This is a genomic window from Acinetobacter brisouisimilis, assembly GCF_000368265.1.
Classification (GTDB): domain Bacteria; phylum Pseudomonadota; class Gammaproteobacteria; order Pseudomonadales; family Moraxellaceae; genus Acinetobacter.
The window spans coordinates 1,322,543-1,338,295 of record NZ_KB851219.1 but is presented as its reverse complement, the minus strand read 5'-3'; the positions used below and the strand labels follow the sequence as shown (position 1 = coordinate 1,338,295).

Sequence of the window (15,753 nt, the reverse complement as noted above, 5' to 3'; positions counted from 1 at the left end):
TTAATTTTAAACCATAATAAACCAGATTGGTTTATTTGTTAAAAAAGCCCCACTCCTCGACCAAGATTCATGGGGCTTATATCAACAAACCATTGCAAGGAATATTGATATGTCAAATATAGCACAAATCAACGATACGAAAGTATCAATCATTAATTTCAAATCTATTCCAGTTGTTACTACTGAAATGCTTGCAGATTTTTATGGCACAGATATAGATAACATTCGTCAGAACTTCTCTAGAAATGTTGAAAGATTTGTAGAAGGTAAACATTTTTATAAATTGGAAGGTTCTGAATTAAAGGCATTTAAGAACAGCGTGACTAATTGTCACGCTGTCAAAAAGAATGCGAGAATTGTTAATTTATGGACAGAACGTGGTGCAGCCCGCCATGCCAAAATGCTCGACACTGACCAAGCATGGGAAGTATTTGAAAAACTGGAAGACTGCTACTTTGCAGTACAAACCGCAAGACAAGGCAACTCAAAAGCTGAACGTGTCGCACTTAATGACGCCGTGAATATGCTTGTCGCCAAAACCAAACACCTCAACTTTAGCGAAGCCTATAAACTGATTCACCAACGCTTTGCAATAAACGGCATAGATGAAATTCCGTATGACATGCTGCCAATCGCCGTGGCGTATGTACATCAACTGATTGCACTGTTTAGCCAAGACAAACAAACACAACCTGACCAACATGCCGATGCAACCGCCCGCCACATGCTTTGGCTGAATCATTGGTGGTCTGAATTTGGTAGTACCATCATAAAACTCAGCCCATCAATGGGGCATGGCATCCACGATCATTTTAAATTTGGTGCTGAAAGTGCAAGACAGGTTGTTGGACGTGATGTGTATATGCCGATTTTTGAACTCTCTAAAACGCATAACTGGCATGGTGGCGGTATGGGATATAAACAGTTAAAAGAATGTGGGCTAGTCAAAGTGAGCTAAGCCCCTAAAAAATTTAACCACCCTTCGAGGTGGTTTTTTTATGCCTTGTGGAAACCGGGCCGGAGGAAATCAAACAGCTTCTAAATAATAATTGCCTTATTAGGTTGGAAGTACCTAAAAAGCAAAAACCCCAGTGCGCTAACACTGAGGTTTTTAAATCCACTCAACTAGCGACAGTTAAGGAGAAATATCTCTGTGCCTAATATAACAGAAATTTTAGAGGGGGTAGAGAAACTCATGGAAAAATATGGGTTCTGGAAAGTAACAGGGTTTGTAATTCTTGCAATACTGGCTTGGCAATTACCACAAATCATTACCGCCTCACGATGGTGGTAAATCATTAAAAAATATCGCGCCTCCTTCGGGAGGCTTTTTTATGCCTGAAATTAGGAGTAATTACTCATGGCAAAAATTCGTGTACAAGGCTCGCGTTTTTTCGCGTTCGATGGAACTGAAGTCACTCGTCTTGAAAGTTTGAAGACGATAGATCCTGGTTCAGATTCAGCAGGTAAAATTGAAATTACTGATTTGGATGAAGAAGAAAGCAAATCTTATATTCCTGGTCTTTCTGATCCTGGTGATGGCTCATTGGGATTTGATATTGATGAAGAGAAACCAAGCCATAAAAAAGTTGTTGATTGGGCCACTACCAAAAAGGCATTAACGATTATGATTGGTGCGCCTGGTTCAGATTCTATTCCTACAGTTACAAATGGAGAGCTAACGCTTCCAACTGATCGTACTTGGTGGCGTTGGGATGCATCATTGACCACGCCAGTGTGGAAATTTGATCCAGATACATTGGTCAACTGTACTGTAACCATGCAACGTAAAAGCGCAACCAAATGGATTCCTAAAACCTAACATCAAATCATCATAGCCCCTTACAAAGGGGCTTTCTTTTTGGGATAGAACAATGAAAAAGATTGATATTACAGAAATTAATGCAGGTGTATTGATTGCTAAGCCGCAAGCAGTCACAGTTCAAATTAAATACAAGGGTGAATATGCTAAGTTTGATACTTTTATCAAACCGTACTCTTATGATACTGCCGTGGCAAAGCTTCGTGCTTTTGGTGAAAATAAAGAGGCATTGGCAGGTATTTTGGCCGCTTCCATTTGCGATGAAGAAGGCAATCTTCAGTTTACAGAAGCTCAAGTTCGCCAGAATTTCAGCCAAGATTTAGCTGAGGCAATTTGGTTTAAAATTGTAGAAGTAAACTCATTGGGAAAGACGCAGAGCTCGAACCCGAAACGGAACTCATCTGTGAAATCGCAGTCGCGACGGGTAAAAGCATCGAAGAAGTCCAAAACCTCACATACACAGAAATTAAAATCTGGGCAGCCTACGTTAGAAAATACGGAAGCCTCAACATCGGTCGAAGAATAGAGCAAGAGCTTGCACGACTGCATCATTCATTCTTGGCATCGAAGGGTGTTAAAAATGTTGAGCTTGTTGATCTCATGTTGCATGAGGGAACTGAAAAACGAGCTGCAAACGACGAGTCAGAATTTGATGATGATGCTTTAACAGCTTATTTGATGCAAACAACTGAAAAATAAATGGTTATAAAATCATCTTCGGATGGTTTTTTATTATATGGTATAAATTTTAATTTGCGTTACTTTATGTAAATTGAGTATATTCTAGCCTTTTGTCAGTAAGAGATTAAAATGAAAAAGTTAATTGTCTTGGGGTTTATCACATTAGCTTTGGTTGGTTGTGGTAAATCGCAAGCAGAAATTGAAAAAGAAAAACAAGCTCAAATTGCTGCACAAAAAGCAAAAATAGAGCAAGAAAAAAAGCTTAAAGAACAAGCAGAAATAAAGGCTACTGAAGAGACTGTTAAGTACTATCTGAAAGATGGTGAATCAGCAAGATTTAGAAACGTAATTAAAAACTGTGGCGAAGTGAACGCTAAGAATTCATGGGGTGCATATTCTGGATTCTCTAGGTTCATTGTAAGAGATGATAAGCAGGTAAGCTTTGAGAGCCCAGATAACATCTATTTTGATGCAATGGTACAGTCATATTGTCATAAAGATTATCTAGCTAAGTTTCCTGTGAATAATCCAGTTGGTACGGAAGAAACAGCCGCTGCTGCTGATGCAGCAGTGGCATCTGATCCTGCTCCATCCATAGCTATTGATGAAATACCTACAAGAAGTAGGAAAGTTACAACAAGGGGTACAGTAGCGGAAGCTACAGCCGCAGCATCGGAAGCTGCGGCAGCAGCATCTGATGCTACTAAAATGTGAAAAATTGAAAGAAAAAAGTAATTATCCAAGTTAGATGCCAAAGTTAAATTTGAATATGTAAACCCCGCCTAGCGGGGTTTTTTATTATCTAGAGGAAAGTAAATATGGCTGCATCTCTCGGTCGTTTAACCCTTGATCTTGTGACCCGTATCAGCTCGTTTACCGAGCCTCTAGAACGGGCTGAACGTCAGGCAGAGGATTCGACTAAAAAAATTGCCAAATCATTTGATGTTGCATCTTTGGCTGTCAAAGCATTGGGTGCAGTTGCGGCTGGATTATCTGTTGCCAGTGTTATGGCATATGCTGAGAAATTTGTAGATGCTGGCAATGATATTCAGAAATTTGCCAAGCTATCCAATGCCTCTATTCAGCAATTCCAATATTATTCTGTTGGTGCTGAAACAGCAGGAATTTCGATGGAATCCTTTGCTGACAAAATGAAAGATATGCAAGACCGTATCGGAGATTTTCAGCGTACTGGCGGTGGGCCATTAGCAGATTTTTTTAACGATATTGCTCCACGTGTCGGGGTGACGATTGATCAGTTCCAAAAGCTATCAGGTCCTGAAGCATTGCAGCTTTTTTATGATTCATTGGAAAAAGCAGGCGCATCAACCAATGATATGAAATTCTATATGGAATCAATCATTTCAGATTCCTCATTACTTATTCCATTGCTTGAAAATGGCGGTAAAGGCTTTCAGAAATGGGGAGATGCAGCTCAGCAAGCAGGTTCAATCTTATCTGACAGTATGGTTAAGGATTTGGCGCTTGCCAAAGAAAACCTACAGCTTTTAGATTTGCAATGGCAAGGTTTTGAAGCTGAGCTGGTCAATGTTGCTGTCCCTGCATTGAAAGAAGTCATGACCCACATGGATGAGGTCAAAGCTGTTGCCACTGTACTTGGGGCGTATCTGGTTGGTGCTGCTGTACCTGCTATGGGAAAATACGTTTCTGGGATTTATGACAAGATCGCAGGTTTAATCGCTGAACGCCAGCAAATCTTGCTCAATACTGAGATTGAAGCAGCACGGTCAGCCCGTATTGTACAGCTTACGGGTATTGAGTTAGCAAATGCTGAAGCACAACTGGCTCGCTTATCTGGTATGCAGCGCTTGGCTTTTGTTGAAAGCACTTTAATTCCACTACAAACTGCACATGCTGCTGCACTAGAAGCAGATACGGCTGCACAAGCTGCAAATAATGCCGCCAAACTGACTGCTGCCAATGTTGGGCGCGGGTTACTTGGGGTTTTAGGCGGGCCAGTCGGTCTAGGTCTGACCGTTGCAGCAGTTGCCGCATCTTATCTATTGCTGAAAGACAATACCAAAGATACTGCCCAAGTTTTGGATACTCAGGGTCAATCTGTCGATGAATTGTGCCAGAAGTACGAAAAACTTAATGCTGTTCAAAAAGATACGGCAATTAGTCAGTTGACCAAGCAAGTTAAAGAGTTAGGAGAAAAATATACTTTTGCTTACTCTGAACTTGATGCTTATATCGGCTATTTAGAAGATTCAGGGCGTGTTTCCGAAAAGGTTGCACAGCAGATCCAGCAGCAATTTCAGCAATATTCACAAGGCAAGATTACAGCCGATCAATTCTATAGCGCAGTAAAATCGATTAACGGTGTCAGCGATGAACAAATCACCAAGATTCGGGATTTGGTTTCTGCCCATGATGGAGCTAAATCAGCCTATAGTCAGCAAAAAGATGTTTTAGATCAGCTCAATCAAAAAACTGATGAAGCTGCGAAAAAACAGCAACAGCATGCTGATGCAACAAAGAATACAGCAGTGGCTTATGCACTTCTCACTCAGAAACAGATGGAGTATGTACGCAGTGTTGAAAAGAACTTATTACGTCAACAATATATTCAGGAGTTGGTTGGAAAACATGGATTTAGTCGCGATAAAGCTGAAGCTTATGCAGATACACAAGAACGCATAAATGGTGATAATGCTTATAAAAAGTCAGTCGGCAATCAAACGGTAGCTGCAACAGTTAAAGATTTTTATAGCAAAAACTATGAGTTAGACCCAGCATTACGCAAATCCTTTGCTAAAGTTCAAATGAATGCTGCAAAGTATAATTTTGCAGATAAAGAAAGTTTATATGGTCTGCCATCTGGAATTCTTTCAGCAATTATGATGAATGAAAGTCGCGGAGATACCTATCGAAAAGGCAAACTTTTAACATCAGAAAGTGGTGCTCAGGGTTCATTCCAGTTTTTACCTGCGACCGCAAAAAGATTTGGTGTGGATGTTACCAGTGTCGAATCAAGTGCCGCAGGTGCAGCGAAATACCTTCAATATCTCTATAACCGATTTGGGGATTGGGACAAAGCAATTGCCGCGTATCATGCTGGTGAAGGCAATGTTGAAAAAGGTAAAAATATTGGGCCAAGAACCAAGAATTATGTTTCAAATGCACATATGTTTATCGCAGCTGCAAATGGAAAGAGTGCAATTGATCAGTCACTTTCAATGCCAAGTCAGGACGACTTACTGGCACAGCAAAAAGCAGCTGCGGAAGCGACAAAAGTTCGGCAGGATAAAGAGCTTGAGATTCGTAGTAAGTATTATACGAAAGAGCAACAACTTGCTAAAGACAATACCGAAGCGATCAAAGCGATTAATTCAACTCTGACAGGTTCAGCTCAAACAGATGCTTTAACAAAGCAGGCGGAATTGTACAAGAGTCAGCTTCTAACCCTACATGCGCAAGAAAAGGATGAGTACAACCAGCTACATGCCTTTGAAACGGATCGTATTACTCAATTAAAAAATGAGTATGACGTTAAAAAGATGCTGGCAGAAGCAGATTTAAGCAAATCACCTGCAGAGCGTAAGGATGCTATGGCTACTTTAGATCGTCAAATGCAGGCTCAGATTGATGCAGTCAAACGTGAAGAAGCTCAACAGGTTTTATCTGCTCAGCAAGCGACTATGGACTCAATCGAGTTGATGAAACAGCAATATGCAATTGAACGTGATGAAATCGTTAAGAATAAAGGCTTATCGGATAAAGCACGTGAGCAGATTCTTGCTGCAAAAGATGCTGACTTTCAGCACAATTTAAAAAATGCTGAATTGGAGCGGGATGCACGCATTTTAGCAGCACAAGAAGGCTTATTGACTGAAGCAGCAATGGTGACTGCGCGTTATCAACTTGAACATGAGCAGCTCAAAAATATTACAGGCATCAGTAAAGAGGAGATTGATGCTCGCTTAGCGTATCAAGAGTTGGCACAGCAGAAGTCACTCAAAAAATTGGTAGAGGATAATCAAAAAGCATACCAAGATGCTTATAACTCTGCAATCGGACTACCAACCAATCAGTTTGATGTGAATCATCAAACCATTAAAGACTTGCAAAAGGGTAGTAATGAGTTACGTGATTCGCAATTGGGTGGAAGCCAGAACGCGCAAGATAATCTGACAACTGGTTTAGCTGATCAATATAGCCAAGGACTGATTTCTGAACAGGAGTACCAAACTCAGCTCAATGATATTGTGCAGCAGGGTGAAGATGAACGTGCGCAGATTCGTGCGGATGCTGCTCAACGTGATCAAGATATTCAAAACGCATCTAAGCAGTTACAGCTTCAAACTGAGCTTTACTACGGAGAACAGATTTTCGGCTCTATGACTGAAACGATGAAAGGGGCTTTCGGTGAGCAAAGTGCAGCTTACAAAGCAGCATTTGTGGTGCAGAAAGCCTTTGCCATTGCTCAGTCCATGATTGCAATTCAGACTGGTATTGCAAAAGCATCCTCGCTTGCATTTCCTGCCAATTTAGGAGCAATGGCTTCTGTTGCTGCTGCAACGGCTAGCATTATTTCTAATATTAGTTCTGTCAGTGCTGAGTTTTATGACGGTGGCTACACAGGTACAGGTGGCAAGTATGATGTTGCAGGTGTTGTGCATAAAGGCGAAGTGGTTTGGTCACAACAGGACGTTGCTCGGTCAGGCGGTGTTGTCGCTGTAGAGCGTGCGCGTCGTGGTGGTATTAGTGGTTATGCCGATGGTGGCGTTGTTGGTGGCTTTGCTGGGCTTGATGCTTCTGCATCTCAAAGCCGAATTGCAAATCAATTGAGTGAAAAAGCAACTAATACAACTACGGTACAGCCACAGCATATTCAGGTGAACAATATTGTTGATTTAAGCATGATGGGGGATTACGTGGCAACGCCAGCAGGTACACGAACCTTTGTGAATTTCATCAAAAATAACCGTAGTACAATCAAAGCGATCATCGGATAACAGTATGAAGGTAAATACCAATTTGTATGGTGATCTGATTCTGCTCACCACGCCTGTACTGGTTGGGGCAAATGAAAGTATCGGCTTTAAAACCGATATTTTTGAGGCCTCGGACGGTACAGAACAACGCACTCCACTCAAGGACAAAGCTCGGCAAACGCTGAGCTTTTCTTGTTTAAGTGTACGTCAAGCTGTAGCTCAACAGTTCAATGTGCAGTGGGGTGGTATTCGTCAGCTTTGGGCTGTGCCGCTTTATCAGGAACGTCAATTTGTAGGTGATGTCAGCAGTGATTTTATTGCCTGCAACACCGACATTTATGATTTTCGGAATAACTCACTGGCACTGCTTAAAAATGATGTGGGTGTGCAACTGGTCGAAATACTTGAAGTGCAGGCAACAGGGTTAAAACTGAGTGAAGTCATTAATTTTGACAGCGCAAAGTTATACCCAGTGAGGGTCTGCTTTATTAACGGGGACATCACCCGAAATATCAGTGGCATTCATGCATCCATGTCGGTTGATTTTATCGTGGTGGATGAACCCGCTATTGAGCCTGAAGCGCCTGTGCAGTTTCTAGGGGATGATCTGTATTTCTTCAATCTGACCTATTCAGGGGATGCCATGCAAGCCACGATCAGCCAGCAGCAGAATATTCTTGATAATGGCATGGGTGAGATTTACCAAAGCACAGACTGGAATTTTGCCCGTTATAGCAAGCAGTATCGTGCTGTGCTCAAAGGGCAGCAGCAGGTTCGAGACTATAAGAATTTTCTGTTTCGACGACAGGGGCGTTATCGTCCATTTTGGTTGCCGACTTATGAATCGAATCTACGCTCTAAAAGTACGGGTACAGTCACCACAACGCTAGTTGTTGAAGCAGATCAGTACAAACAGCTTACAGATCAGCGCAAGCATATCGCGATCAAGTGCAATGGTGTTTGGACAGCGCATACGATTACCGAATCAAGCCTAACTTCATCATCGACTGTACAACTGATGATTTCACCTACGCTGAACAAGGCTGCATTGAATATTCAACGGATTTCCTATCTGGGGCTGCATCGCCTCGATGCTGACAACATCACACTAAATTATCAAGGTGCAGGTATTGCCGAGGTTGCTGTGCCGATTCTGGAATTGGGAGTTTAAACATGTTTGGATTATTTGGAGAAAGAACCCGACGCGAGCTTTATACCATCGTGCGTGGTTCACAAATCTTTCGTTATAGCTCAGGGGATAAGGATGTCACTGTTGGCGAAGTCACCTGGAACAAACTGGCGATTAAGCGTGGTTCGATCAGTTCCAGTAGTGATCTGGAGAAAAACAGTCTGGAAGTGACTTTTGCGGCTGACTCTGAATTTGCCCAAAGCTGTCTGCGATCGGCACTGGAAGAGGTGGTTTTTCTGACACTCAGCAAGTATCAGAGCGGTACAGTTTCATTACTTTGGCAGGGGCGTTTAACTGGTGTCAAGCCTGACGCTGCAACCATCATTCTAACCTTTGAAAATGACTACACCAGTCTGGCGCGCGTGGGTGCACGTTACAAGTACCAGCGGACTTGTGCCCATGATTTATATGGTGAGGGTTGCAAACTGGATAAAGATGCTTGGGCGGTACAAAGTACAGTCAAGTCTGTTGGTGGTGTTACGGTTGTACTGAGAGGCCTGGAAGGCTATGCCGATAATTACTTCATGCTTGGCATGCTTAAAAATAGCAACAATGTCTATATCTCCATTGAGTCGAGTACCCAAAATACAATGACCCTGATTAGGCGGCTGGATTCGTTATCAGATTACTTAACCAGTGATGAAGATCTGGATGTGCTTGCTGATGCAGCCACAGCATTGGCAACAGCGCAAAGTCATCAGTCCATTGCACAAACCAGTTATGACACAGTTGTAATGGAACGTGATGCACTTGATCCGAGTAGCCCAAACTATGCCGATGATTATGCCACTGCACAACTGCGAGTAGATCAGAAGCAAGCAGCCTTAGATGCAGCAATTGTAGGCACTGACCTCGCTCAACAGGATTACGATGCTACGGCTGCCAATGTGCATTATGTCTATGTTTATCCTGGTTGCGTGCATTCAATAAGTGCCTGTAATAACTTTGGCAATACCGATAATTTTATGGGCTTTCCATACATTCCCGAAGATAACCCAACCATCGTGAGGATCATCTAATTATGTGGGAGATTATCTATTATGTGGTGATGGCAATTCTTGTTGTTTATAGCTACATACAGGCACGAAAAGCCCAAAAAACCTCATTAACAGCAGGCACATTAGAGGCAACCACATCAGATGAAGGGGGTTCAATTACCGTGATTTTTGGGACTTGCGATGTTGCTCCCAATGTTGCGGCATTTGAGGCGGGTACACCCGAAGCCATTAAAAAGAAAAAACAGACTATTGGATACAAATATTTTGCTTCTGCACATTTAATTTTGTGTCATGGTCCAGTCGATAATGTTTCAAAAATCAAATTCAGCGCAAAAACTGCAATGAATACGACTATTTCTGAAAATGCAGCAGTTTTAATAGATAAAACAAATTTATTTGGTGGCAATGAACAATCAGGGGGAATCTATGGTTATTTCTTCTTTTTATTTGGACAATCAGACCAAGCCAAACATCCTGCATTTACCCGAATCTTTGGCGATGTTCTACAATCAGCTTGGCGTGGGGTGTTATCTGTCATTCTGGAAGATGTTTACATTGGAACATCGCCAACCATGCCAGACTCAAAGTGGCGTGTACAGCGGATTCACACGCTACAAAATGGTGAAACCCAATGGTATGACGAAAAAGCCGAGATTTTTCGCTATGGTGATCAAGTCGATGCAGATGGTTACTTCCTATATCACGTTCAGGATGGCTTTACCAACTTATCCCAGTTATCAGAATATGCAGGGCTGGATTATGTAGATGATTTATGGATTTCAGCGCAGGGACCCTTTGGGACTATATCAACTGCGCCACTTGCTGTACCCAATACGGCAGTAGCTTCTGCTGCGGGTCGAGCCATTATGATCCGCCATTATCTGATCGTGGATGACAATACCGACTATGGGGACATCTCCGTTAACTTCGATCATGATGATGGTGCAGTATTATATTTTAATGGTGTGCAGATTGATTTTGAAACAACAGGATATTACAACAGTACTGCAACGATTTCAGAGGATCTGATCAAGACAGGAACCAACGTACTCTTTGTGGCCGCTGTGGATTGCATTCCCGCAGGATCTACAGGCGGGATTTATCTGTCTTTATCATTCTCAATTAAAACCAAATCCTATCGAGATTTAAATGCAGCACATATCATTCGTGAGTGTTTGACCAATACCCTGTGGGGCAAAGGGGCAACCACTGCACAGATTGATGATCAGAGTTTTAGATCTGCGGCAAATACCCTGTATGACGAGGGGCTAGGGCTGTCATTGGCATGGAGTGAATCCAAGACCATTAAAGATTTTATTAGCAATGTGCTGGATCATATTAATGGTGAACTCTATGTCGATCGTGTTTCAAATCTGTGGACTTTAAAACTCATCCGTGATGATTATGACAAGCATACCTTAGATGTTTTAACAGAAAGTCATTATCGGTCTTTGGGTTTTGAACGTAGAACCCTGGCGGACTGCATCAATCAAGTTTCTGTGACCTATTACGATAGTGGTCGGGAAAAGGATTCGACGCTTACTGTGCAGGATATTGGGCGGATTGCCCAGCAAGGTGGCGTATCTTCTCAAGATATTGACTATAAGGGAGTATCCAACAATGACTTGGCAAGTGTTCTTGCATTACGTGATTTAAAAACCTTATCGACAGAACTGGCGAGTATTGAGTTTGAAACCACAGAGGCAGTGGCAGTGCTTTGGAATAAAGGTCATCCATTTAAACTGTCTAATACACGTTATGGCTTGTCCGAAGCCATCTTTCGGGTGACTGAGATTAAATTTGGGGATGGGGTCGATAATACGATTTCAGTCAAGGCTGTCGAAGATTCCTTTAGCAACCCCATGACCGCAGTTGTTGAGTATACGCCAATCACTCGAGTCAACAAATCTGCCCAAGATGCCACAGCGATCGCTTTTGAAGTGCCTTATATCGAGTTGGTTGAACAATATGGGCAATTTGAAATTGATCAAAAACTATCAGCAAATCCTGACTTGAGTTTTGTTGGAATGGCTGCGGTACGTCCTAACAATTACCACATCAATGCCAGTTTATACAGCAACTCAGGGGCAGGCTATGCTGAAGAAGGCACACTGGATTTTTGCCCGAGCGCGACTTTAAAAGCCGCGATTGGCTATTTTGATACAGCCTTTGAAGTTGCAAATGTAGCTGAGTTTAACTTGCTGAAAGTCAATGACCGTATCCAGCTCGATGATGAGCTGATGGCATTTGTCAGTTTTGACACTACTACCCATATTCTGACGGTAAAACGTGGGGTATTTGATACCACAGTACAAAAGCACAGTGCAGCAGCACGACTGTACGGATGGGACAATTACTCAGGTTTGGACAGTACAGAATATCTCAGTGGTGAAACCGTGGCACTGAAAGCATTGACGCTGACGGGTTCCGACATTCTAGAACTCAGTGAAGCGACAGCACATTCAATTCATTGTGCAGCACGTGCCATTCGCCCTTATCCACCTGCCAATGTCCAGATCAATGGGGAGTATTTTCCAGCAGAGGTCACAGGTGCCCTGATTTTGACTTGGGCGCATCGTAATCGGATTGTGCAAACCAGTGCTGTACCGCTGGCGTGGACAGCGGCGAGTATCAACGTGGAAGAGGGTATTGAATATTTACTGACATTGATTGGAATTGATGATCAGGAAACGGTGTTACTTGATGCTGAAAGTTTGGGTAATGTCGCAAGTCATGAACTGGATATGACTGCTTATGACCATGCAAATTATCGAGTTCAACTGCAATCCGTTAGAGATCAGCACACCTGTCTTCAAATATTTGAACATACATTTGCATACGCGAGCTATTTTTCTGCACCTTACAATTTAACTGCGGAGTACACAGACTAATGGGTACAGTAACATTAAATTGGAATGTTGATGGTGACATCGATCAACAATGGATTTATCGGGATACAGCATCATTTGATACCGATTCTTTGCCAGAGGTACTGGCAACAGTTGCCGCAGGAACGACAAGTTATGCAGATCAAACAGTGAATGAAGGGGAAACCTATTATTATCGAGTTGCATCGGTTAATGGAACTCGAAGCAAATTAAGTGATGAGTTGCGTATCGATGCCACCAACAATGATCCTTACTTTAGTTTGGTGGATTCTCTGATCTTTGCTGATGCCAGCAGTTTTCCATCCACTGCAATTGTAGATTCATCGGCAAATGCTCGAAGTATTACAGTAGAAGGTGATGCCAAAATTGTAAGCTCATCGCTGGCAACGCCAAAGTTTAGTGATGGCACGATTGCATTTGACGGCAGTTATGACCGAATTTCATTGCCTTGTACAGCTTTAGGAACTTCAGATTTTACTGCAGAAATGTGGCTTAAAAGTATTAACGGGGGAGTTGATAATGGTCGTCTATTTGCAATCGGCTCACAGGATACGCAAGGAGGTCTATTATTCTGTAAATTTCCGACAAGCGCTACAGCAGGTTTTAATCTAATTTTACGAGATAATGGTTCTTTCCCTGCACCGATACAGACTGATCGAACTGTAATAACGGGAGAGATGCAACATAGCTGTTTAATGCGCAAAGAAGGAGTATTTTACGTATTTGTAGATGGGGTATTAGTTGGCTATACATCTGATTACACCTTATTTAGTTTGACAGGAACAATTCTGTATTTGGGTTCAGGTTCATATATCGGTGATGGCACAGCCTCCTATTGGGATTCGTGGCGTTTAACGCGTCATGCACGTTATAATGTTGCAGGTTTCACACCGCCTACACGTAAGTTTGTTGCTGCTTAATGATTAAAATTGAAAGATGACCACCGCTTAAGGTGGTTTTTTTATTGCCAAAAATAAGGGGGAAACCGTGTCTGAACAGACATTCGATAGCACTGCTTCAACGCTACTCGCCAGTAAAACTGCGATGTATGGCGGAAGTATTGGCGCATTTTCATCGTGGTTGGCATCACTGGATTTGGGGTTCTGGATCAGTGTACTCATTGGTGCAGGGGGCTTGGTGATGAACTGGCACTATGCCCGAAAGAAAGATAAGCGCGATGCGATTGAACACCAAGCCTATCTCGAATCTTTAAAAAAGGGGAAACCGAATGAAGACTAAATACTATGTCATTGGAACATTAGCCGCCGCGATAGGCGGTTTTTTTATATCTGGAGTAAGCGATCCTGGCGTGGCTTATACAGGTTCAAAAGAGGGTTTTCGTTCTGTACCGTATAAAGACATTGGCGGTGTTCCTACAGTGGCATTTGGCAACACTGTTCATCCTGACGGTCGCAAGGTCAAAATGACAGATCCACCCGTGTCTAAAAAGCAGGGGCTTGAGTATCTGAAAGCACACTACGCCAAAGATGCCTCAGTGTTCAACAAGTCCTTGCAGGGGATCAAACTGTCGCAAGATGAATATGATCTGTATGCCGATTTCTCGTACCAGTTCGGGCAAACTACTTGGGCGAAGTCATCCATGCTGAAGAATCTCAAAACAGGGCAGTACACACAGGCATGCAATTCATTGCTGAAATATAAATATGCGGCTGGGCGTGACTGTTCAATTCGTAGCAATAACTGCTATGGCGTGTATTTGCGGCAAGTGGAACGCTATGACAAATGCATAGGGGCCAATTCATGACTACTGCATTTTTGAGACTGAGCGCCGTGTGGCGTTTTTTTATGCCTGTTTTTTTTGGACGCTGTCATAATAGTGAGGAATGTCATTCCTGAATTAAAAAATAAAAATAATATTTGGCAATTTTTCTAAATAATTTTGTATACTTATATTGAATATAAAATTATTTTTTAACGTACGCTGTAGTTTTTCGTTTTATAGCCATGTGAACACTCACATGGCTTTTTTTATGTTTAAAGGGTTGGTCAGCCATCGTTTGGAGTAAAATTCTCTAGTCGAGATCCTTTTATTTACATATCTTCTTTATTGTGAAAAAATACCAAAAGATAAAATATAAAAACTTTTAATTTTAGAGGGATACATGGCATACAATCCAAAAAAGAACAAAAATAATAATCAGGTAGTAACTACGATTATTGGTCTTGTTGTTACCGTAGTTTTAGCCTATTACATATCAGAGTTTATCAAAAGTAAGCGTGAAGCATCTGCCACTTTGGTAGAGAACATGTCAAAGCCAGACAATACCAATGAACAGAATGAGCTGATTAGGCTTAAAAATCTTGCTGAACAGAAGCAATTACAAGAAAAACAAAATGCTGTTCCGTTTAAAAAGAAAGTGATGTATTTTTTTAGAAATCAAGAGCCTGCGGTTGGAAAAATTACATTTGAAGCTGAAAATTATGATGTGGTTTTTACAGTTAGAGATAAAGCTACCAACAAAATTGCTGCGGTGATTCAGTTGCCACAAGACAGGACAGCGGAGCTGAATGTTCCTTTGGGCGATTATTCAGTGAATTATGCGCTTCCAAATGGTGGCACATGGCAAGGTTTAGAGAACCTTTGGGGAACATTCACTAGCTACCATGATTCAAATAAAGATTTTTTGATTTCGAGAGAAAATACTGTGAATGGATATGTCATTCATAATAGTGGCATTAAATGTTGTCATCAAACTGTTGTAGCTAGCAATAGACATATCAGTAAATCCGAATTTTTTGGTGGATCATAAAGGTTGGTTGGGTGAGTATTTAGTGCATAAATCAAAGAGCATCTGATGATGCTTTGTTATTTATCAAATCACGCCGTAAAAAGAACATTTGGTTGACAAAGTTAAAATTCAGCAATAAAAATTGGTTGACAAATTTTTAAAATAATTCAAATTTTATATGCTTAGGGTAAAAGATCAATTTCTTATATTCTAGCTTATGTAATATTCTTTAATAAGAAGAGGAAAATATGAAGACTTGTACGATATTGGGTGATATGTCTTCTGATAGAGCGTCTGAGCAATATCCAGAAGTTAATGTTTGTGATGAATGTATCCAGCGTTATAAAAATTCCGAAGACTCTCCGATAGTTAATGAAATTGGAGATTATGATTCTGATTATGGCGAAGAGTGTGCTTTATGTGAGAAGCACATTTCTGAAGAATAATATTTTAAATAGTAATAAAAA

Annotated in this window: 14 protein-coding genes; all 14 read left to right on the top strand. The window is 41.6% G+C overall.

The features are described 5' to 3' along the window. Positions 1 to 109: 109 nt before the first annotated feature. The 14 genes from F975_RS10025 to F975_RS09960 all read left to right on the top strand — a co-directional run bounded on the left by F975_RS10025 (position 110) and on the right by F975_RS09960 (position 15,732). On the top strand, positions 110 to 958 hold the full coding sequence (locus tag F975_RS10025) for an ORF6N domain-containing protein (RefSeq protein WP_004752889.1): 849 nt from the start codon (positions 110 to 112) through the stop codon (positions 956 to 958). 195 nt (positions 959 to 1,153) lie between these two features. Further along, positions 1,154 to 1,294, top strand: coding sequence for a hypothetical protein (locus tag F975_RS15725; protein WP_155757291.1), 141 nt, complete (start codon positions 1,154 to 1,156; stop codon positions 1,292 to 1,294). Between the two features lie 66 nt (positions 1,295 to 1,360). Beyond that, positions 1,361 to 1,822, top strand: a complete 462-nt coding sequence (locus tag F975_RS10020) for a phage tail tube protein (protein ID WP_004752887.1) — start codon at positions 1,361 to 1,363, stop codon at positions 1,820 to 1,822. A 52-nt stretch (positions 1,823 to 1,874) separates the two neighbouring features. Further along, positions 1,875 to 2,348 carry a phage tail assembly chaperone family protein, TAC gene (locus F975_RS10015; RefSeq protein WP_004752883.1) on the top strand — a complete coding sequence of 158 codons (474 nt, stop codon included), beginning with the start codon at positions 1,875 to 1,877 and terminating at the stop codon, positions 2,346 to 2,348. Positions 2,349 to 2,632: 284 nt separating this feature from the next. Then, positions 2,633 to 3,217, top strand: a complete 585-nt coding sequence (locus F975_RS10010; protein ID WP_004752879.1) for a hypothetical protein — start codon at positions 2,633 to 2,635, stop codon at positions 3,215 to 3,217. Between the two features lie 104 nt (positions 3,218 to 3,321). Next, positions 3,322 to 7,482 carry a transglycosylase SLT domain-containing protein gene (locus tag F975_RS10005; RefSeq protein WP_004752877.1) on the top strand — a complete coding sequence of 1,387 codons (4,161 nt, stop codon included), beginning with the start codon at positions 3,322 to 3,324 and terminating at the stop codon, positions 7,480 to 7,482. A gap of 4 nt (positions 7,483 to 7,486) precedes the next feature. Next, complete coding sequence (locus F975_RS09995; RefSeq protein WP_004752875.1) at positions 7,487 to 8,632, top strand: hypothetical protein; 1,146 nt, start codon at positions 7,487 to 7,489, stop codon at positions 8,630 to 8,632. A 2-nt stretch (positions 8,633 to 8,634) separates the two neighbouring features. Further along, on the top strand, positions 8,635 to 9,669 hold the full coding sequence (locus tag F975_RS09990) for a baseplate hub domain-containing protein (RefSeq protein ID WP_004752872.1): 1,035 nt from the start codon (positions 8,635 to 8,637) through the stop codon (positions 9,667 to 9,669). A 2-nt stretch (positions 9,670 to 9,671) separates the two neighbouring features. Then, positions 9,672 to 12,539: a phage tail protein gene (locus F975_RS09985; protein ID WP_004752870.1), complete on the top strand. Its 2,868-nt coding sequence runs from the start codon at positions 9,672 to 9,674 to the stop codon at positions 12,537 to 12,539. Continuing rightward, complete coding sequence (locus tag F975_RS09980; protein ID WP_004752869.1) at positions 12,539 to 13,456, top strand: LamG-like jellyroll fold domain-containing protein; 918 nt, start codon at positions 12,539 to 12,541, stop codon at positions 13,454 to 13,456. Before F975_RS09985 ends, F975_RS09980 begins: the two co-directional genes overlap by 1 nt. Positions 13,457 to 13,523: 67 nt before the next feature. Beyond that, a complete protein-coding gene (locus F975_RS09975; RefSeq protein WP_004752867.1) occupies positions 13,524 to 13,775 on the top strand; it encodes a holin in 252 nt (83 codons plus the stop codon). Further along, positions 13,765 to 14,301: a glycoside hydrolase family protein gene (locus F975_RS09970; protein ID WP_004752865.1), complete on the top strand. Its 537-nt coding sequence runs from the start codon at positions 13,765 to 13,767 to the stop codon at positions 14,299 to 14,301. Before F975_RS09975 ends, F975_RS09970 begins: the two co-directional genes overlap by 11 nt. A 358-nt stretch (positions 14,302 to 14,659) precedes the next feature. After that, the gene (locus tag F975_RS09965) at positions 14,660 to 15,307 is read left to right on the top strand and encodes a hypothetical protein (protein ID WP_004752863.1); all 648 of its coding nucleotides are present in this window, start codon (positions 14,660 to 14,662) and stop codon (positions 15,305 to 15,307) included. A gap of 227 nt (positions 15,308 to 15,534) precedes the next feature. Then, on the top strand, positions 15,535 to 15,732 hold the full coding sequence (locus F975_RS09960; protein ID WP_004752858.1) for a hypothetical protein: 198 nt from the start codon (positions 15,535 to 15,537) through the stop codon (positions 15,730 to 15,732). Positions 15,733 to 15,753: the final 21 nt, after the last annotated feature.

Coding starts and splice junctions, on each gene's coding strand:
- F975_RS10015 (WP_004752883.1), top strand. CDS start 1,875: ATGAAAAAGATTGATATTACAGAAATTAATGCAGGTGTATTGATTGCT.
- F975_RS09985 (WP_004752870.1), top strand. CDS start 9,672: ATGTGGGAGATTATCTATTATGTGGTGATGGCAATTCTTGTTGTTTAT.
- F975_RS10010 (WP_004752879.1), top strand. CDS start 2,633: ATGAAAAAGTTAATTGTCTTGGGGTTTATCACATTAGCTTTGGTTGGT.
- F975_RS09980 (WP_004752869.1), top strand. CDS start 12,539: ATGGGTACAGTAACATTAAATTGGAATGTTGATGGTGACATCGATCAA.
- F975_RS09965 (WP_004752863.1), top strand. CDS start 14,660: ATGGCATACAATCCAAAAAAGAACAAAAATAATAATCAGGTAGTAACT.
- F975_RS10025 (WP_004752889.1), top strand. CDS start 110: ATGTCAAATATAGCACAAATCAACGATACGAAAGTATCAATCATTAAT.
- F975_RS09995 (WP_004752875.1), top strand. CDS start 7,487: ATGAAGGTAAATACCAATTTGTATGGTGATCTGATTCTGCTCACCACG.
- F975_RS09990 (WP_004752872.1), top strand. CDS start 8,635: ATGTTTGGATTATTTGGAGAAAGAACCCGACGCGAGCTTTATACCATC.
- F975_RS10005 (WP_004752877.1), top strand. CDS start 3,322: ATGGCTGCATCTCTCGGTCGTTTAACCCTTGATCTTGTGACCCGTATC.
- F975_RS09970 (WP_004752865.1), top strand. CDS start 13,765: ATGAAGACTAAATACTATGTCATTGGAACATTAGCCGCCGCGATAGGC.
- F975_RS10020 (WP_004752887.1), top strand. CDS start 1,361: ATGGCAAAAATTCGTGTACAAGGCTCGCGTTTTTTCGCGTTCGATGGA.
- F975_RS09960 (WP_004752858.1), top strand. CDS start 15,535: ATGAAGACTTGTACGATATTGGGTGATATGTCTTCTGATAGAGCGTCT.